Genomic DNA, 18,175 nt, shown 5'->3' with positions numbered 1-18,175 from the left:
CCTTCGTCACGAGCACGTCGATCCGGTGCTCACGGAGCAGCGCCGCCTCGTCGGCTTTCGGGCGAAAGTGACACACTTTCCCAGACCTACCCCTCCCCCGGCCGCCTCGCCTCAGCCCAGATAGCGGTCCAACGCCTCGACGGAGTCCGCCACGAACGTCGGACGCGCGGCCATCTCCCGCAACTCGTCCTCCGTGACCCACGCGTGCCAGGAGATCTCGTCCGGGTCGGGGGTGATGTCCGTACGGACGACCGCTTCGTGGACGCCCATCCAGTACGGGCTGATCGCGCCCCGGCACAGGTACTTGAAGGCGAACCGGACCGGCGCCACCACCCCGAGTTCCTCGGTGAGTTCACGGGCCGCAGCCTCCTCGTAGGACTCCCCGACCTCCGCGGCGCCGCCGATCAGGAAGTTGTACTGCCCCGGGAACCGCGACATGTCCGCCGCCCGCCGGTGCACTAGGACCCGGCCCTCCCCGTCCCGGCAGACGGCCGTCGCGACACGGTGCAGCCAGTGCTGCGCGATGGCCTCGTCCCGGTCCACGGTCCCGACGATCCGGTCCTGTTCGTCCACCCGTTCCACCAGTTCTCCCATGGCCCCCACCCTCGCAGAGCCGCCTGTGATCATCGGCCGGTAGTGCACACTGGACGTTTGGCCGTGCGGAAGGGATGTGTACGTACGTGAATGGCCCCCTCATCGTCCAGTCCGACAAGACCCTGCTCCTTGAGGTCGATCACGAGCGAGCCGACGACTGCCGGCGCGCGATCGCGCCGTTCGCCGAGCTGGAGCGGGCGCCCGAGCACATCCACACCTACCGGGTGACGCCGCTGGGGCTGTGGAACGCGCGGGCCGCCGGGCACGACGCCGAGCAGGTCGTGGACGCGCTCGTCGAGTACAGCCGGTACCCCGTGCCGCACGCGCTGCTGGTCGACATCGCCGAGACCATGGACCGCTACGGCCGCCTCACCCTCTCCAAGCACCCCGCGCACGGGCTCGTCCTCACCACCACCGACCGGCCGGTGCTGGAGGAGATCCTGCGCTCGAAGCGGATCGCCCCGCTGGTCGGCAACCGGCTCGACCCGGACACCGTCGCCGTGCACCCCTCCGAGCGCGGGCAGATCAAGCAGGTGCTGCTGAAGCTGGGCTGGCCGGCCGAGGACCTCGCCGGCTACGTCGACGGCGAGGCGCACGCGATCGAGCTGGACGAGAACGGCTGGGCGCTGCGCCCGTACCAGAAGCAGGCCGTGGAGAACTTCTGGCACGGCGGCAGTGGTGTCGTCGTGCTGCCCTGCGGTGCCGGGAAGACCCTCGTCGGCGCGGGGGCGATGGCGCAGGCCAAGTCGACGACGCTCATCCTCGTCACCAACACCGTCTCCGCCCGGCAGTGGAAGCACGAGCTGATCAAGCGGACCTCCCTGACCGAGGAGGAGATCGGCGAGTACAGCGGGACCCGGAAGGAGATCCGGCCCGTCACCATCGCCACCTACCAGGTGCTGACGACCCGGCGGAAGGGGATCTACCCCCACCTGGAACTCTTCGACTCCCGTGACTGGGGGCTGATCCTCTACGACGAGGTGCATCTGCTGCCCGCGCCCGTCTTCAAGTTCACCGCCGACCTCCAGGCGCGGCGGCGGCTCGGGCTGACGGCGACGCTCGTGCGCGAGGACGGCCGGGAGTCGGACGTGTTCTCCCTCATCGGGCCGAAGCGGTTCGACGCGCCCTGGAAGGAGATCGAGGCGCAGGGCTACATCGCGCCCGCCGACTGCGTGGAGGTGCGCGTCAACCTCACGGACTCCGAGCGGCTCGCGTACGCCACCGCCGAGGCCGAGGAGAAGTACCGCTTCTGTGCGACGACCGCGACGAAGCGGAAGGTCACGGAGGCGATCGTGCGGCGCTTCGCGGGCCAGCAGATCCTCGTGATCGGGCAGTACATCGACCAACTCGACGAGCTGGGCGAGCACTTGAACGCGCCGGTGATCAAGGGCGAGACGTCCAACGCGCAGCGGGAGAAGCTCTTCGGTGCCTTCCGCGAGGGCGAGATCAGCGTCCTGGTCGTCTCCAAGGTCGCCAACTTCTCCATCGACCTGCCCGAGGCGACCGTGGCCATCCAGGTCTCCGGCACCTTCGGTTCCCGCCAGGAGGAGGCCCAGCGGCTCGGCCGGGTCCTGCGCCCCAAGGCCGACGGCCATCAGGCCCACTTCTACTCGGTCGTCGCCCGCGACACGATCGACCAGGACTTCGCCGCCCACCGCCAGCGCTTCCTGGCCGAACAGGGCTACGCGTACCGGATCATGGACGCGGACGAGATCCTCGCGGAGAGCTGAGCCCGGCAGTGCAGCCGTGAGTGACCCCTGCGGTCACTTACGGCGTATGCCCGCTTCCTCGCCGTACTCTCCGAGGACGACCACGCTGAACGCGGCGCCCGCGAACACTTTTATGGCGCGCAGGGCATTGCCCAGGCGATGGGGGTGGCTGCCGCCGGTCGCCGGTGTGGCACCGGACGGGCGGACGGGGACCGGATGGATGGTTGCTGCGCTCATGAATCCATGGTGCGACTTGGGACATAAGGTCGGCATCGGTCCAGAGAGCCAACCTCGCAGCCGTCCGCGTACGCCTCGGGGCTGACCTGTTCCCCCCTCGGGTGGAGGGGGTGTCCCCTAGGGGACGAAAAACGATTGGCACCCACCGGGCCCGCGTCACTAAACTCTCCGCTCTTGCCCGCCTCCCCGCAGGGAGTGCCGCCGCCCGGACGGAAACCGGTCGGCACCCATCGAGCACCCACCCAGCAGCCGCACCAGCAGGCCCTCCGGAGGCACCCCCTTGTCCACGCCCGCCACCGACCCCGTCGGCGATCCCCTCGGCGCACCGCTCGACGATCCGCTCGGCGCCCGGCTCGACGACCCCCTCGCCCGCGAACGCTCCCACCTCGCCTCCTCCCGTTCCGCGCTGCGCGCCATGCGCGAGGACGTCGAGTCCCTCGACATCAAGGACGTCACGGCGAACTGGGTCAACGCCGAGGTCCTGGCCCGCCAGATCGACGAGCGCATCAAGGCGCTGGCCGACCTCAGCGACACCCCGCTGTTCTTCGGCCGCCTCAACTACCTGCACGCACCCGGCGCCGAGCAGGCGGAGGGCGCGGAGGGCGAGCAGTTCTACATCGGGCGCCGGCATGTGCACGACGGCGACGGCGATCCGATGGTGATCGACTGGCGGGCGCCGGTCTCGCAGCCGTTCTACCGGGCGTCGAAGAAGGACCCGCAGGACATCTCGCTGCGCCGCCGTTTCGGTTACACGGGCGGTGAGCTCACGGCCTACGAGGACGAGCACCTCATGGACCCGGCCGAGGCCGCCGCCACCAGCAAACTGCTCCAGCAGGAGATCGAGCGGCCCCGCGTCGGCCCGATGCGCGACATCGTCGCCACCATCCAGCCCGAGCAGGACGAGATCGTACGGTCGGGACTCGGCGGGACGGTGTGCGTCCAGGGCGGTCCCGGCACCGGGAAGACCGCCGTCGGTCTGCACCGCGTCGCCTACCTCCTCTACGCCCACCGCGAGCGGCTGGCCCGCACCGGCACCCTGGTCATCGGGCCGAACAAGTCCTTCCTCCACTACATCGAGCAAGTCCTGCCCGCACTGGGCGAGTTGACGGTCCGTCAGGGTACGGTCGACGACCTCGTCGCCCATGTCGAGGTGCGCGGCACGGACGAGGCCCCGGCCGCCGTCATCAAGGGCGACGCGAGGATGGCGGAGGTCCTCCGCAGGGCCGTCTACTCGCACGTGAGCATCCCGACCGAGCCGGTGATGGTGGTGCGCGGCTCACGGCGCTGGCGGGTCCCGGCGTACGAACTCGAAGCCATCGTCCGGGAGTTGCTCGACCGCGACATCCGCTACGGCGCCGCCCGCGAGGCCCTGCCGCAGCGGATCGCGCATGCCGTGCTGGTGCAGATGGAGCGGTCGGGGGAGGCGCCGGACGACCGGGTGCAGGACGCGGTGGCGCGCAACGCGGCGGTGAAGGCGGCCGTGAAGGCGGTGTGGCCGCCGGTCGAGCCGGAGAAGCTGGTGCTGCGGCTGCTCACGGACGCGGACTTCCTCGCCGTGCACGCGGACGGGATCCTCGACGAGGAGGAGCAGAAGACGATCCTGTGGCCGAAGCCCGTACGGAGCGTGAAGGCCGCCAAGTGGGCCGCCGCGGACGCCGTGTTGATCGACGAGGCGGCCGACATCGTCCAGCGGACGCACTCGCTCGGGCATGTGGTGCTCGACGAGGCGCAGGACCTCTCCCCCATGCAGTACCGCGCGGTGGGCCGCCGCTGCACCACCGGTTCCGCGACCGTCCTCGGCGACCTGGCGCAGGGCACCACGCCCTGGGCGACCAGGAGTTGGGGCGAGGCGCTGGCCCATCTCGGCAAGTCGGACGGCGTGATCGAGGAGTTGACGGCCGGTTTCCGCGTCCCGACGGACGTCATCACCTACGCCTCCCGGCTCCTGCCCCACATCGCACCGGGCCTGGCCCCGGTCGCCTCGGTCCGTGAGAACCCGGGCTTCTTCGACCTCCGCGAGACCGCCGGGACGGCCGAAGTGGTCGCCGCCTGCGAGGAGTTGCTGCGCAACGAGGGTTCGACGGGCCTGATCGCGGCGGACGCCCGCGTCCCCGAGCTGGCGCAGGCCCTGTCGGCGGCGGGCATCGGCTACATCGACCCGGGCGAGGAGACGACCGCGGACACCCGCCTGACCCTGGTCCCGGCCTCGCTCGCGAAGGGCCTGGAGTACGACTACGTGGTCCTCGACGAGCCGCGGGCCGTGGTCGACGGCGAACCGGACGAACGCACCGGCCTGCGCCGCCTGTACGTCGCCCTGACCCGAGCGGTGTCGGGCCTGATCGTCACGCACGCGGCACCGCTTCCGCCCCAACTCGCCTAATCGGGCAGGGATTTGATCAGGGAGTCCAGCAGACCGGGAAACCTCGCGTCCAGGTCGTCCCGCCGCAGCTGCACATAGCGGTTGCGGCCGGCGGCCCGGGTCGAGGTGAGCCCGGCCTCGCGCATGATCCTCAAGTGGTGCGAGACGGTCGACTTGTGCAGATGGGCGACGCCCAGCGCGTCGGGCGCACAGCTGAACCGCTCCCCCGTCGAGTACAGCTTCAGCAGGCTCAGCCGCACCGGGTCACCGAGCGCCTGCAACACCTTGACCAGCTCGATGTCCTCGACGTCCGGCTGCGGCAGCCACTCGTTCTCCGCCTCGCTCACGCGCGCACCCCTCTCCGTACCGTTTGACAATCATCCAATAGTCCCTATTGTTTGACCAACGTCAAACCGTTGCGCAGCCCTGCGCCGGACGCACCTGGGGGACCCGTGCGCCTACGCCTGCTCCTGCTCGCCCTCGGAACCTTCGCCGTCGGCACCGACGGCATGGTGACGGCCGGCATCCTGCCGCTCGTCGCCCGCGATCTGGACGTCTCCATCTCGGTCGCCGGACAGATGGTCACCGTCTTCGCCCTGTCCTACGGCGTCCTCGCCCCGGTCCTGGCCACCGTCACCGCCCGCTGGCCCCGCCGCCGCGCCCTGCTCACCGCGCTCGCCGTCTTCAGCGCCGCCAACGCCCTGACCGCGCTGGCCCCTTCGTACGACATCCTGCTGGCCACCCGCGTGCTGGCCGCCGTAGGAGCCGCCCTCTACACCCCCACCGCGAACGCCGTGGCGACGACCCTGGTGCCGGCCGAGCGGCGCGGGCGGGCGATCGCGGTCGTGATGGGCGGGCTGACCGTCGCGACCGCGCTCGGGGTGCCGCTGGGCACCTGGATCGGCCGTACGGACTGGCGGCTCACGATGTGGCTGGTGACCGGGCTCGGAGTGGCCGCCTTCGCCGGGCTGGCCCTGCTGCTGCCCGAACTGCCGCAGCCCGCAGCCGCGTTGAGCCTGCGCGCGCGGTTCGCCCCGCTCGCCGACCGCCGGGTGCTGGGCGCGGCCGGCACCACCTTCCTGGTCTTCCTGGCCTTCCAGACGACGTACATCTACTACACGGTGGCCACCCGCCCGGCGACCCACGGCTCGCAGGACCGGCTGACCCTGCTGCTCCTGGTGTCCGGCTGCGCGGCGGTCGTGGGCTCGACGGTGAGCGGGCGGGTGATCGACCGGTGGGGCCCCCGGGTGGTGATCCTCTCGGCGAGCACGGCCTACGTGACGCTGGCGGCCGCCGCTCCGTGGACGCTGCGCACCATGCCGACCGCGCTCGTCGCCTCCGCGGTCGCCCCGGTGTTCGGCTGGTCCATCATGGTCGGCCAGATCGCCCGCGTCACCTCGCTCGACCCCGCCAACGCACCCGTGCTGATCTCCCTCAACAGCAGCGCCCTCTACCTGGGCATGGCCGCGGCCGGCGGCACCGGCAGCCTGGCCCTGAGCCTCTTCGGCGACCGCTGGTTCCTCCTGACGGGAGCGGGACTCGCCCTGCTGGCGACGGCCGTGGCCGCCCTGACGACACGGCCGGTACCGCAGCCGCACGCGCCCGCCGGCACACCGGAACCGGCGCGCGCTTGAGGACGTGCGCGGCCCGCGGCACGACCGGCCGCGCCTCAGCCGTCGAGCACCGACCGCCACTGCGCCACCGACCCCGCCGACACGGGCCGCCCCCACCCCTCGGGCCGGGCGGCGCCGCCGATGTGGAAGGCGTCGACTCCGGCGGCGCGCAGGGTGGGAACGTGGTCCAGGCGGAGGCCGCCGCCGACCAGGATGCGCTGTTCGTAGCCGGGTTCGCCGCGCAGGGCCGCTTCGCGGAGGAGGGCGGGGAGGCCGTCGTCGACGCCGTCGGCCGAGCCGGCGGTGAGGTAGGTGTCGAGGCCGGGCAGGTCGGCGAGCTGCTTGCGGAGGGCGTCGCGGTCGGCGGCGCGGTCGATCGCGCGGTGGAACGTCCAGGCGCAGCCGCCCAGTTCGGCGACGACGCGTTCCACCGCGTCCAGGTCGACCCCGCCGTCCGGGTCGAGGAACCCGAGCACGAACTGGTCGGCGCCGGCGGTCCGCAGCTCCCCTGCGACCCGTACCAGCCGGTGCACGTCGCCCGCGGCGAAGCCGTCCGCGAGGCGGATCATCACGCGCAGGTCGATGTCCACGGCGGCACGGATCGCGGCGAAGGTCTCGACCGGCGGGGTCAGTCCGTCGGCCGCGATGTCGGTGACCACTTCGAGGCGGTCCGCGCCTCCGGCCTGGGCGGCGATCGCGTCCTCGGCACCGAGGGCGATCACCTCCAGGACTGCACGCGTGCTCATAGGACCCCTTCCGTCGTGTTCCCTGGAGCGGCTACAGGTCTAGTCCAATCTCAGGGTACGCGGACGGACAGGGGGCCGCGAGATCACCCCCGCGAACGGCGAACGACGAACAACGGACAGCTGACGACGGACGACGGCTTACGGCTTACGGCTTACGGCCATGAGCCGAAGATGTTCAGCTCCGCCGGCTCAGCCCCCGCCAGCTCGTACGCCGTCCCCTCCGGCACCGGGCGCCCCGTGTACAGCCGTACGAGGGTGGCCGCGTCGCCGATGTACCGGGCCGGGGTGCGGTCGCCCGACACGTCGCCCAGCCGCAGCGGATCGGCGAGGTCGGCGTGGAGCGGCAGGTGGCCCCGCTGACGGGTCACGAGGCCGAGGAGGGCCAGAGCGGACACCAGCCTTTCGCCCCCGTAGGCCCCGGGCTCGCCGAGCGTGCCCTGTACGTCGCCTGCGTGCACCCTCCCCCACTACCTAAAAGGCGTGGGGGGACCCCAGCCGAGCGCGACCGCGTCCAGCGCCCCGCCCGCGCGGGCGATCACCGCACCGGCCTCGGTCATCCCGCGCTCCAGTTCGTCGACGACCCGCGCGTTGCTCCAGTCGGCCCGCTCGGCGATGTCCCGGTCGTTGGACTCCGGCGAGAACACCCCCTCCTCGAAGCGGCGCTCCACCACCCGGATCAGCGCGGACGAGCAGTGCGCGAGCACGTCCCGCACGGTCCAGCCCGGACACGCGGCGGTCGCCAGCGCGAAGTCCTCCTCCGAGCGGGAGCGCAGCAGCGGGATCAGCGCGTCGCGCACGCCGGCGAGAAGCCGCCCGGGCAGTTCGGGATCACGTACGTCGGGTGTCGTATCGGCGTAAGTCATGGGTCCCACGCCAGGGGCGGGGCCGCGGGAGGAAAATAAGGAGCATGGCCGATCTCGACGCCCTGCGCGCCCGCTGGACCCGTGCTCTGGAAGGAGCCCGGGCGCCCGGCGGCGGACCCGACCCGCTGCCGTACGCGGACAACCTCCTCGCCCGCTGGCAGGAGCCGCAGCGCCGCTACCACACGCTCTCCCACCTCACGGCGGTCCTGGACCACATCGACGTGCTGGCGGAGTACGCCGACGACCCGGACGTCGTACGGCTCGCGGCCTGGTTCCACGACGCGGTCTATCTCCCCGACCGGTCCGAGAACGAGGAGCGGTCGGCACGGCTGGCCGAGCGGGCGCTGCCCGAGGCCGGGGTCCCGGACGCGAAGACGGCCGAGGTCGCCCGCCTGGTCCGGCTCACCGTCACCCATGCTCCCGCCGCCGACGACCGCGACGGCATGGTCCTGTGCGACGCCGACCTCGCGATCCTGGCCGCACCGCCGTCGGCGTACGCCGCGTACACGGCCGCCGTTCGTGAGGAGTACCACTTCGTCCCCAACGACGCCTTCAGGGACGGACGTTCGGCGATCCTGCGCCAACTCCTCTCCCTGCCGCAGTTGTTCAGGACTCCGCACGGGCTGGCGGAGTGGGAGGCGACGGCGCGCTACAACCTGACGGGGGAACTGGCCCTGCTGGGCTCGGCGGACCCGAGTGCCGGGTGAGGACGGCGAGTGGTGACCGATTTATTCACGGCGGGTCGCGGAGCGCGGCCCGTATGCTCCCCGCCATGGGGACCACAGGCGCACCACAGGTGGAAGAGGCCGTAGCGAGCTGTCTCGCACTGCTGGGCACGGCGACGGACCGGGACTGGGACGGCGTGCGGGCCGACCGCCTGGAGTGGAGCTGCCGCCACACCGCCGAGCACATCGCCGGTGATCTCATCTCGTACGCGGGCCAGTTGGCCGGTCGCCCACAGCACGCCTACGTCCCCTTCGACATCACCCTCGACGAAGGCACCGACAACTCCGGTGTCCTGGAAGTGATCGGGGCGACCGGCGCCCTGCTCGCCGCCGCCGTACGCACCACCCCGCGCGAGGTGCGCGCCTTCCACCCGTACCCGTTCCGCAGCGCCAACCGCGAGGGCTTCGCCGCGATGGGCACCGCCGAGGTGCTGCTGCACACCCAGGACATCGCCAAGGCCCTGGGGCTGGACTACCAACCGGCCCGGAAACTCGCCGAGTTCGTCCTCACCCGGATCTTCCCGCAGGTCCGCCCCGGCGCCGACCCCTGGCGCACCCTGCTCTGGGCGACCGGCCGCGGCGAACTCCCCGGCCGCGCCCCCGTCACCGAGTGGCGCTGGCACAACAACCTCGTCCTCCCCACCGACCGCCTCACCCTGGACGGCGTCCACCCGGCGGCCGCCGCCGACCTGGCCGCCGGCGGCGACGGCGGCTTCGAGTGGATCGACGGCGGCCCCTTCCAGGGCACCCGGGAGGCCGCGACCTTCATGACGAAGGCGTACCAAGCAGGCCTGCACCGCCCGGAATTCGGAGTCTTCGCCCTGGTCCGCCGCGAGGACGGTCGCGCGATCGGCGGCATGGGCTTCCACGGCACACCGGACGAGGAGGGCCGCGCCGAGGTCGGCTACGACCTGGTGGAGGGCGCGCGCGGCCAGGGCTACGCGACGGAGGCGCTGCGCGCGCTGACCGACTGGGCACTGGCACGGGACGACGTACGCACCGTCCTCGCCACCGTCGAACGCGACAACCTCGCCTCCCAGGCGGTGGTTTCCCGCGTGGGCTTCAAGCAGGTGGGCGAGGACACCGACGAGCTGACCTACGAACTCGGCGGCTGACCTACGAACTGGGCAGCTGACGGACGAACTCGGCAGCCGACCGGCCAACTCGGCTACTGACCGGCCGACTCGGCTACTGTGCCCGCCCCTTGGGCCGGCGCAGCCCCGCCGCCGTCAGCAGCCGCACCACCTCCCGGCTCCTGACCTCCACCGCCCCGGCGGCCACCGCGTCCGCGTAACGATGCGACGGGATGTCGTAGTGATCCCGCTCGAAGGCCCGGCGCGGCACGCCCATCTCCTCGGCGAACAGGTGGAGTTCGTCGTACGAGACATCGCTGACGAGATGCGACCACAGACGCCCGTGCCCCGGCCAGGTCGGCGGGTCGATGTACACGGTCACAGGGAACCCAGGTTTCCCACCGCGGCGACCTTGACGCCCGCCTGGTGGCAGACCCAGTGCGGATCGGGTCCGAGCTCCGGTTCGACCTCCAGGGCGTGCGGGTCACCGGCCGAGCAGACCGGACAGAGCGGCCAGCGGCCGTACGCCTCCAGCAGCGCGTCCTGCACGTCCTGCGCGACCAGGCCGGCCACGTAGGCGACGCCCTCCGGCCACTGCTCCACCCACCACCGCCGCTGCGCGACGGACTCCTCGACCATCGACACCACGTCCGCCGCCACGACTTCGCGCGCGGCCAGGTCGGCGAGCACGAGCGCGCGAGCGGCGTGCAACGCCTGTTCCAGGGGGCTGATGGGGTCGCGGGTGGGTTCCATGCACCCATTGTGCGCACTCTTGACCGAACCACCGTCCCGAAAATATCTTTCAAAGGTGACCCAGGACGTGAAGGAAATTTTCGGAAACGGTTCCGGGAGCACGCCGCCCGCTGCCCTGGCCGCGAAGGTGCGCACCCTCGCCCCCTCCATGACCCGCTCCATGCAGCGCGTCGCCGAGACCGTCGCCGCCGACCCGGCCGGCTGCGCGGCCCTCACCGTCACCGGCCTCGCCGAACTCACCGGCACCAGCGAGGCCACCGTCGTCCGCACCGCCCGCATCCTCGGCTACCCCGGCTACCGCGACCTGCGCCTGGCCCTCGCCGGGCTCGCCGCGCAGCAGCAGTCCGGGCGGGCGCCCGCCCTCACCACGGACATCGCGGTCGACGACCCGATCGCCGACGTCGTCGCGAAACTCGCCTACGACGAGCAGCAGACCCTCGCCGACACGGCCGCCGGCCTCGACACCGCGCAGCTCGGCGCGGCCGTCACCGCGCTCGCGGCGGCCCGCCGTACCGACGTCTACGGCATCGGCGCGTCCGGGCTCGTCGCCCAGGACCTCACCCAGAAGCTGCTCCGCATAGGGCTCATAGCCCACGCCCACAGCGACCCGCACCTCGCCGTCACGAATGCCGTGCAGCTCAAGGCCGGTGACGTGGCGATCGCGATCACCCACTCCGGGTCCACCGGTGACGTCATCGAGCCGCTGAGAGTCGCCTTCGAGCACGGGGCCACGACCGTGGCGATCACCGGGCGGCCGGACGGGGCGGTGACGCAGTACGCCGATCACATCCTAACGACGTCCACGGCTCGGGAGAGCGAGCTGCGGCCGGCGGCGATGTCGTCGCGGACCAGTCAGTTGCTGGTGGTGGACTGTTTGTTCATCGGGGTGGCGCAGCGGACGTATGAGCAGGCTGCGCCCGCGTTGTCGGCGTCGTACGAGGCGCTGGCGCATCGGCACAGGCGCTGAATCCCACGGTTCGATGTGGCATTTGAGGGGCGCGGGGCTGTGTTCGATTTGCGGCTGCCGCCGCGTGAGCGCGACCAGCCCCCACAACCCCGCAGACAAAGAACAACCGAAAGAGCCGCTTCTCCATGACCTCTACGTCCAACCCCCGTGATCTCCGCGCCGAGTTGGAGTCACTCACCACCGAGGCCTTCCGCCCCGAACTCGCCGGTATCGATCAACTGCCCACCCCCGAGATCGCCCGCCTCATGAACGCCGAGGACGCGACCGTCGCCACCGCGGTAGCCCGCCGCCTCCCCGAGATCTCCGCCGCGATCGACGCCGTGGCCGAGCGGATGGGCAGCGGAGGCCGGCTGATCTACACGGGTGCCGGTACCGCCGGACGGCTCGGCGTGCTGGACGCGTCCGAGTGTCCGCCGACGTTCAACACCGACCCGTCCCAGGTGGTCGGACTGATCGCGGGCGGCCCGGCCGCGATGGTCACGTCCGTCGAAGGGGCCGAGGACTCAAGGGAGTTGGCGCGGGCCGACCTCGACGCGCTCTCACTCACCCCCGACGACACGGTGGTCGGCGTCTCCGCCTCCGGCCGCACCCCGTACGCCATCGCCGCCGTCGAGCACGCACGCGGCCTCGGCGCGCTGACCATCGGCCTGTCCTGCAACGAGCACAGCGCGCTGGCCGCAGCCGCCGAGCACGGCATCGAGGTCGTCGTGGGTCCCGAACTCCTCACCGGATCAACGAGGTTGAAGGCGGGAACGGCCCAGAAGCTGGTCCTCAACATGCTGTCCACGATCACGATGATCCGGCTCGGCAAGACGTACGGGAACCTCATGGTCGACGTCCGCGCCTCGAACGAGAAGCTGCGCGCCCGCTCCCGCCGGATCGTCGCGCTCGCCACCGGCGCCGACGACACGGAGATCGAGCGGGCCCTCGCGGCGACCGACGGCGAGGTGAAGAACGCGATCCTCGTGGTCCTCGCGGGGGTCGACGGCCCGACGGCCGCCCGCCTTCTGGAGGAGTCCGGGGGCCGGCTGCGCGCGGCACTGACCGCCGCGGGCGGCTGACCAGCACGCTCAGGGGGTGGACACCGATACTCCGTACGACATCGCCGCCGCGCTCCTCCCCCTGGTCGGCGGCCCCGCGAACGTCACCTCCGTCGCCCACTGCATGTCCCGCCTCCGCCTCGGGCTGTCCGACCGCTCACTGGTGGACGAGGAGGCGCTGCGCGCACTCCCCGCCGTGCTCGGGATCGTGGACGACGACACGTACCAGATCGTGCTGGGGCCGGGGGTGGTGGCCCGAGTGACCCCGGAATTCGAGAAGTTGACGCGTGGCGGTGCCGAACTGGCCGCCCGAGGCGCGGAGTTGAGGAAGGAGCAACGGGCCCGCAACGCGACCCCCGCCAGACTCCTCCTGCGCCGGATCGCGAACATCTTCGTCCCGCTCATCCCGGCCCTGATCGGCTGCGGGGTGCTGGCCGGCCTCAACGGCCTGCTGGTCAACATGAGTTGGCTATCGGGCCTGACCCCGGCCCTCTCCGCCGTCGCCTCCGCGTTCCTCGCCCTCATCTCGGTCTTCGTCGGCTACAACACGGCGAAGGAGTTCGGCGGAACGCCGGTGCTCGGCGGGGCGGTGGCAGCGGTCGTGGTGTACCCCGGGGTGGCGAAGGTGACGGCGTTCGGGGTCGCCCTCTCCCCCGGCCAGGGCGGAGTGCTGGGCGCGCTGGCCGCCGCGCTGCTCGGCACGTACGTCGAGAAGTGGTGCCGCACCTGGGTCCCCGCCACCCTCGACGTCCTCGTCACCCCCACCCTGACGGTCCTGCTCTCGGGCCTGGCCACGCTCTACGGCCTCATGTACGCGGCCGGCGAGATCTCCACGGCGATCGGCACGGCGGCGAACTGGCTCCTGACGACCACGGGTCCCTTCGCGGGCCTGATCCTGGGCGGCCTCTTCCTGCCCCTGGTGATGCTGGGCCTGCACCAGGCCCTCATCCCCATCCACACCACCCTCATCCAACAGCAGGGCTACACCGTCCTGTTGCCCATCCTCGCGATGGCGGGCGCGGGCCAGGTGGGCGCGGCGGTGGCGGTCTACTTCCGCCTGCGCCACGACACCTCACTCCGTACGACCATCAAGTCGGCCCTTCCGGCGGGGTTGTTGGGCATCGGCGAGCCGCTGGTCTACGGCGTCTCCCTGCCGTTGGGCCGACCGTTCCTGACCGCCTGTGCGGGCGGCGCGGCGGGCGGCGCGTTCGTCGGCTTCTTCGCGACCCTCGGCGACAAGGTGGGCGCGACGGCGATCGGCCCGTCGGGCTGGGCCCTGTTCCCGCTGCTGGCGGGGAACAGGGGGCTGGGGACGACGGCGGCGATCTACGGGGGCGGGCTGCTGACGGGGTACGCGGTGGGGTTCGTGGCGACGTACTTCGTGGGGTTGACCGGGGTACGAGACGAGGCCGGGGCCGGGGCCTCACGGAGCGGGGTCGAGTGACGCTCCCGCCCTCCACACCAGCGTGTACCGCCAGAACAGCCGCTGCCGCAGGCGGACCCCGGGCAGGAGTCGTACGGCCTCGCGGCGGATCTCGGCGAAGGTCAGCTCCGGTGGCCGGGTGACGGCGGTCATGGACACCGGGCGGGAGCCGGCGGCCCGCCCACGGTTCTTCAGCCACCCGACAACGGGATTGAGGAGGACGGAGACGAGGCCGAGCACACCGTCGACGATCCCCTCCTCGCGGGCGCAGCCGACGACCACCAGGGTTCCGCCCGGGGCGAGTTGGTCGCGGAAGCGGGTGAGGGTCTCGGCGAGGGGGAGGTGGTGGAGGGCGGCGACGCAGGTGATGACGTCGTAGGGGCCGACGGGGAGACCGGCGGCTGAGGCGTCGGCGACCGAGAAGGCAACGGGGACGCCGGGCGGGGTCAACTCCCGCGCCCGGCCGATGATTTCGGGATCCGAGTCGATACCGTCCACCACTCCCGTCGCCCGCCCGGCCAGCAACCGCACCAGATCACCGCTCCCGCAACCGACGTCCAGTGCCCGGCCGAAGCTGCGGGGCAACTGCCGTAGCAGCCAAGGGTGGTAGTGGGCGTTGTGGCTCCAGGGGTGGGCCGAGTTGAAGGTGTGGAGGGCCTGGAGCAGGCGGGGTGCGAGGTCGTGAGTGAACGTGGGGTCCCCCTTCCGCGTCGTAGGTGCGGACAGGCGCTGGTGGCCGGAGTCGAAGAGCCTCCGCGCCATCTTCTCAGCCGGGAATCCGTCGTCCGCGACGTCCAGGGGGACTCCATGAACACGCAAGCGAAACGCCACGTCGGCCTGCTCCTCGCACCGCTCCTGGGTGCCTGCCTCCTTGCCGGTTGCGGCGACGACCGGAGCACGGACGACGCGCTGACGCACAGCAAGTCGCAGCAGGCGCAGGAGAAGCGCGCCCGTGCAGTGGCCGACGCCTGGCACGGATCCGCGGCCGCCGCTGCCTGGAGCCGGGGCTACTACCCGTTGGCCGACACGACACAGCCCCCGGCATCGGGCTGGCACAGCGAGGCGGACAAGCAGGCCTACGAGAACGGGAACATCGACCGGCGCGGCAAGCTGCCGACCACCGCGATCACGCAGGGGAAGGTGGAGTGGCGGAGCGGAAGCACACTGAGCCGTCCGCTGGTGGAGCCGAACACGGCGTATCAGTCGTTCGCCCACTACAACAATGCGGGACCCCGGCTCACCGTGACGGGAGTGAAGCTCGGCGAGACCACGATCGCCACGAGCCGGGGAACGGCGACCGTTCCCGCCTGGCTGTTCACTCTCGACGGCTACGACACCCCGCTCAAGCAGGTCGCCGTCACCCCCTCGGACCTCCCCAAGGCGCCGGTCGGACAACCTCGGAAAGGTTCCACCGACAGGCTCTGGAGCGTCACCCGGCTGACCGGAACGGCGACGGACGGCCGCTCTCTCACCGTGCGGGCGACGCACGGAGCCTGCGACGACGGCCCCGTCGTCAACGTGCTGGAGACGGACGAGAGCGTCGTGCTGTACGCCTCGGTCACGGGAGCGCGAAGCGGCGCCTGCACCGCCCAAATCATCGAACAGGACGTACGGGTGGGGTTGCGGCAGCCGCTCGCCGACCGCGTCGTCCTGGACGCCCTCACCGCCCAGCCGGTGCCGTACGGCGGCTAGGGCAGCCGAGCCTCCCGGTTCCGCTCCCGTACCCGGGCCCGCAGCACCTCCTCCTGTGCCGCGGGCCCCGTCGACTCCGGCGGGCACTCCCACTCCCGGCCGCCGCAGACCGGCCGCAACTGCACGTTCCCACCCACGTGCCCCATCACCTCGCCGATCCGCCCGTCCCGTACGTCCACGGCGTGCGCCCCGACCGGCGGCCGTTCGCCCCGCAGCACCGACGCCAGCTTCTCGGCGGTACGGACGTTGCACCGCCCCAGCACGACGAGCGCGAACTTCTCGTCGCTCGCACCCGTCACCGGGTCCACGCACAGGGACGGCAGGACGACACCGACACCGACACCGGTGAGCGCCTCCCGGAGCGAGGCGACGACCTCTTCCGTCGACCGCAGCATTCCTTCACCTCCACAGAGAGTTTCCTGTTCGCAACACAGCGTGTCGGTCCGGTGTCTAACCTGGCCATACGCGAAGTCCCAACAAACTCGGGTGTCAGGGCAGGGAGTTGCTGTGGCAGGACAGAAGGACCTCGACCCGTCGTCGTCACCACGTGCCCTGCTCGGCGCCGAACTCCGCCACGCCCGCGAGAAGGCCGGCCTCAGCCAGGAGGAGTTGGGCAGCGGCTGTTCGTGAGCGGTTCGTTCATCGGGCAGTTGGAGGCGGGGACGCGGCGGATGCTGCCGGAGTACGCGCGCATGCTGGACGTGGAGTTGGGGACGGGGGACTTCTTCACGCGGAATTGTGGAGCGGCGGCGAAGTCCAGGTACCCCGAGCACTTTGCCGAGGCGGCGGAAGTGGAGAAGGAGGCAACGGCGATCAGACAGTACGCGCCGCTCCTGATCCCCGGGCTGCTCCAGACACCGGCGTACGCACGGGCCGTGAACCGCGCGTACGACCCAACTGCAGCCGAGGCGACGATCGACGAGTGGGTGGATGGCCGGATCACACGGACCCGCCTGCTCGATCACCCAACAAAGCCGTTGTTGTGGGCCGTGCTGGACGAGGCGGTGCTACGCCGGGAGACCGGCGGCCGTGCGGTGATGTCGGAAGCCCTGGGCCACGTCGTGGCCGTCGCCCGGCGAGGCCGAGTCATTGTGCAAGTACTGCCGTTCAGCGCAGGTGCGCACAAAGCGATGGAGGGCTCGATGAGGTTGATGGACTTCGCGGAGGCTCCTCCCCTCGTCTACTTCGAGGGCCCTGGGACCGGCCGATTGGAGGACGACCCAACCACCGTCACCCAGCTGAGGTTGACCTTCGAGCTCCTAGTTGCCGTCGCGCTCTCACCAGAGAAGTCCCTAGCCTTGATCGAGACGTTGGCGCAGGATTACGCCCATGAGGAACTTTCCTGACTGCGACCTGAGCACTGTTACCTGGCACAAGTCCAGCTACAGCGGAGGGGGCGGCAACGAGTGCCTGGAAGTAGCCCGCTGGCGCAAGTCAACGCACAGCGGCGGCAGCGGCGGCGACTGCCTCGAAGTCGCCGAAGGCAACCCCACCCTCGTCCCCGTCCGCGACTCCAAGAACCCCCTCGGCCCGAAACTCGTGTTCCGGGCCGCCGCCTGGTCCGCGTTCGTCGGCAGCCTGACGAACTGAGTCCTTCCACCCCTCCCCCATGGGTATCCGTACTCATGCCGGGGCGCGCCCCTCGGTCCACCGTGGTGACACCAACCCGGACCGACCCGAAGGACGCCTCGATGCCGCATTCCTCCCGCCCGCGCCGACTCCTCGCACTCGCCACGGACAACTGGCCGGCCCGGGCCTACCTGGGCGTCGTGGGCACCTCCGTCGTGGTGATGTTCCTCTCCCCGGAGAGTCCCGTCGCCACGGCCCCCTTGGTACTCACCGCACCCCTCTCCCTGCTGGGCATCGTCCTCCCCTTCGGTCCCGGCACCGAAGGCGGCGGGACGGCACAGGGGCTGGCCGTCGGCTCCTGGACGGTGTGGGTCGCGCTGAGCGCGCTGGTGAACGCGGCCGTGATCGGCGCCCTGGCGGCGAGGAAAGCCGCAGCGCCCTCCACAACGCGCCCCGCGACGCGTGCCGCCCGCCTCCGCACCCTGCTCGCGCCCGCCGTCGACAACTGGCCCGCGCGGGTCTACCTCGCCACGGTCACCACGTCGGTGGTGTTCTTCCTCGACGCCGTGTACGTCCTGCCGGACCCGGGGTTCGCCGGGATCTGGCCGCTCATCACGACCGCGCCGCTCAGCTTCGTCCCCCTCGCCGTGTCGATACCGGCCGAACTCCCCGACCTCTCCTGGCTGAGCCCGCCGCTCTTCGCCGCCAGCTGCGCCCTGAGCGGGCTGGTCAACGCCGTACTGCTCGGCCACCTCGCCCGCCTCCTCCGGGCACGCGAAGCGCACCCGGCCGTCTGAGCGGAGGAACGGCGG

General features: G+C 71.4%; 19 protein-coding genes and 2 pseudogenes. 12 read left to right on the top strand and 9 right to left on the bottom strand.

Translation table 11 applies throughout. From position 1 onward, the window contains the following. Positions 1 to 111 precede the first annotated feature (111 nt). A complete protein-coding gene (locus tag ACWDEW_RS24575) occupies positions 112 to 594 on the bottom strand; it encodes an NUDIX hydrolase (protein ID WP_450515069.1) in 483 nt (160 codons plus the stop codon). A gap of 86 nt (positions 595 to 680) precedes the next feature. Between ACWDEW_RS24575 and ACWDEW_RS24570 the strand changes: the two genes are divergently transcribed. Then, positions 681 to 2,324, top strand: a complete 1,644-nt coding sequence (locus tag ACWDEW_RS24570; protein WP_450515068.1) for a DNA repair helicase XPB — start codon at positions 681 to 683, stop codon at positions 2,322 to 2,324. A gap of 33 nt (positions 2,325 to 2,357) precedes the next feature. Here ACWDEW_RS24570 and ACWDEW_RS24565 read toward each other — a convergent pair whose 3' ends face one another. Further along, complete coding sequence (locus tag ACWDEW_RS24565; RefSeq protein WP_086022036.1) at positions 2,358 to 2,540, bottom strand: hypothetical protein; 183 nt, start codon at positions 2,538 to 2,540, stop codon at positions 2,358 to 2,360. Positions 2,541 to 2,955: 415 nt separating this feature from the next. Between ACWDEW_RS24565 and ACWDEW_RS24560 the strand changes: the two genes are divergently transcribed. Beyond that, on the top strand, positions 2,956 to 4,920 hold the full coding sequence (locus ACWDEW_RS24560) for a HelD family protein (protein WP_450515076.1): 1,965 nt from the start codon (positions 2,956 to 2,958) through the stop codon (positions 4,918 to 4,920). On the opposite strand, the gene ACWDEW_RS24555 is transcribed toward ACWDEW_RS24560, so the two are convergent. Beyond that, positions 4,917 to 5,246 (bottom strand): ArsR/SmtB family transcription factor, encoded by a 330-nt coding sequence (locus tag ACWDEW_RS24555; protein ID WP_450515067.1) that lies wholly within the window; start codon positions 5,244 to 5,246, stop codon positions 4,917 to 4,919. The genes ACWDEW_RS24560 and ACWDEW_RS24555 overlap by 4 nt on opposite strands. Positions 5,247 to 5,351: 105 nt before the next feature. Here ACWDEW_RS24555 and ACWDEW_RS24550 point away from each other — a divergent pair, with 105 nt between their 5' ends. Beyond that, positions 5,352 to 6,533, top strand: coding sequence for an MFS transporter (locus tag ACWDEW_RS24550; RefSeq protein WP_450515066.1), 1,182 nt, complete (start codon positions 5,352 to 5,354; stop codon positions 6,531 to 6,533). A gap of 35 nt (positions 6,534 to 6,568) precedes the next feature. On the opposite strand, the gene ACWDEW_RS24545 is transcribed toward ACWDEW_RS24550, so the two are convergent. Continuing rightward, positions 6,569 to 7,258 carry a copper homeostasis protein CutC gene (locus ACWDEW_RS24545; RefSeq protein WP_450515065.1) on the bottom strand — a complete coding sequence of 230 codons (690 nt, stop codon included), beginning with the start codon at positions 7,256 to 7,258 and terminating at the stop codon, positions 6,569 to 6,571. A 152-nt stretch (positions 7,259 to 7,410) separates the two neighbouring features. After that, positions 7,411 to 8,121 (bottom strand): annotated as a pseudogene (locus ACWDEW_RS24540) (maleylpyruvate isomerase family mycothiol-dependent enzyme). 44 nt (positions 8,122 to 8,165) lie between these two features. Between ACWDEW_RS24540 and ACWDEW_RS24535 the strand changes: the two are divergent. Further along, a complete protein-coding gene (locus tag ACWDEW_RS24535; protein WP_450515064.1) occupies positions 8,166 to 8,828 on the top strand; it encodes an HD domain-containing protein in 663 nt (220 codons plus the stop codon). A 65-nt stretch (positions 8,829 to 8,893) separates the two neighbouring features. Next, complete coding sequence (locus tag ACWDEW_RS24530; RefSeq protein ID WP_450515063.1) at positions 8,894 to 9,961, top strand: GNAT family N-acetyltransferase; 1,068 nt, start codon at positions 8,894 to 8,896, stop codon at positions 9,959 to 9,961. Between the two features lie 73 nt (positions 9,962 to 10,034). On the opposite strand, the gene ACWDEW_RS24525 is transcribed toward ACWDEW_RS24530, so the two are convergent. Next, positions 10,035 to 10,301, bottom strand: a complete 267-nt coding sequence (locus ACWDEW_RS24525; RefSeq protein ID WP_450515062.1) for a DUF4031 domain-containing protein — start codon at positions 10,299 to 10,301, stop codon at positions 10,035 to 10,037. Beyond that, a complete protein-coding gene (locus ACWDEW_RS24520) occupies positions 10,298 to 10,672 on the bottom strand; it encodes a hypothetical protein (protein ID WP_450515061.1) in 375 nt (124 codons plus the stop codon). Before ACWDEW_RS24520 ends, ACWDEW_RS24525 begins: the two co-directional genes overlap by 4 nt. A 55-nt stretch (positions 10,673 to 10,727) precedes the next feature. Here ACWDEW_RS24520 and ACWDEW_RS24515 point away from each other — a divergent pair, with 55 nt between their 5' ends. From ACWDEW_RS24515 to ACWDEW_RS24505, 3 genes are all read left to right on the top strand, one after another. Then, positions 10,728 to 11,639 carry a MurR/RpiR family transcriptional regulator gene (locus ACWDEW_RS24515; protein ID WP_450515060.1) on the top strand — a complete coding sequence of 304 codons (912 nt, stop codon included), beginning with the start codon at positions 10,728 to 10,730 and terminating at the stop codon, positions 11,637 to 11,639. Between the two features lie 125 nt (positions 11,640 to 11,764). Continuing rightward, positions 11,765 to 12,700: an N-acetylmuramic acid 6-phosphate etherase gene (gene murQ / locus ACWDEW_RS24510; protein WP_450515059.1), complete on the top strand. Its 936-nt coding sequence runs from the start codon at positions 11,765 to 11,767 to the stop codon at positions 12,698 to 12,700. Positions 12,701 to 12,716: 16 nt separating this feature from the next. Beyond that, positions 12,717 to 14,123 carry a PTS transporter subunit EIIC gene (locus tag ACWDEW_RS24505; RefSeq protein ID WP_450515058.1) on the top strand — a complete coding sequence of 469 codons (1,407 nt, stop codon included), beginning with the start codon at positions 12,717 to 12,719 and terminating at the stop codon, positions 14,121 to 14,123. Here the strand turns inward: ACWDEW_RS24505 and ACWDEW_RS24500 are convergent. Then, positions 14,103 to 14,933, bottom strand: a complete 831-nt coding sequence (locus ACWDEW_RS24500; protein ID WP_450515057.1) for a class I SAM-dependent methyltransferase — start codon at positions 14,931 to 14,933, stop codon at positions 14,103 to 14,105. The genes ACWDEW_RS24505 and ACWDEW_RS24500 overlap by 21 nt on opposite strands. Here ACWDEW_RS24500 and ACWDEW_RS24495 point away from each other — a divergent pair. Next, positions 14,910 to 15,794: a hypothetical protein gene (locus ACWDEW_RS24495; protein WP_450515056.1), complete on the top strand. Its 885-nt coding sequence runs from the start codon at positions 14,910 to 14,912 to the stop codon at positions 15,792 to 15,794. The genes ACWDEW_RS24500 and ACWDEW_RS24495 overlap by 24 nt on opposite strands. On the opposite strand, the gene ACWDEW_RS24490 is transcribed toward ACWDEW_RS24495, so the two are convergent. Continuing rightward, on the bottom strand, positions 15,791 to 16,189 hold the full coding sequence (locus tag ACWDEW_RS24490) for a hypothetical protein (protein WP_450515055.1): 399 nt from the start codon (positions 16,187 to 16,189) through the stop codon (positions 15,791 to 15,793). The two genes, ACWDEW_RS24495 and ACWDEW_RS24490, sit on opposite strands and share 4 nt — an antisense overlap. Before the next feature lie 112 nt (positions 16,190 to 16,301). Between ACWDEW_RS24490 and ACWDEW_RS24485 the strand changes: the two are divergent. From ACWDEW_RS24485 to ACWDEW_RS24475, 3 genes and pseudogenes are all read left to right on the top strand, one after another. Beyond that, positions 16,302 to 17,140 (top strand): annotated as a pseudogene (locus ACWDEW_RS24485) (helix-turn-helix domain-containing protein). Beyond that, a complete protein-coding gene (locus ACWDEW_RS24480; RefSeq protein WP_450515054.1) occupies positions 17,124 to 17,384 on the top strand; it encodes a DUF397 domain-containing protein in 261 nt (86 codons plus the stop codon). The pseudogene ACWDEW_RS24485 and the gene ACWDEW_RS24480 overlap by 17 nt, the downstream one beginning before the upstream one ends. A 101-nt stretch (positions 17,385 to 17,485) precedes the next feature. Further along, complete coding sequence (locus ACWDEW_RS24475; RefSeq protein WP_450515053.1) at positions 17,486 to 18,160, top strand: SCO4225 family membrane protein; 675 nt, start codon at positions 17,486 to 17,488, stop codon at positions 18,158 to 18,160. The last annotated feature ends 15 nt before the right edge of the window (positions 18,161 to 18,175 follow it).

The sequence above is a fragment of the Streptomyces sp. NPDC001100 genome (assembly GCF_053598575.1).
Note: the sequence above shows the minus strand (reverse complement) of the source record. Positions and strands in the feature narration are given on the sequence as shown.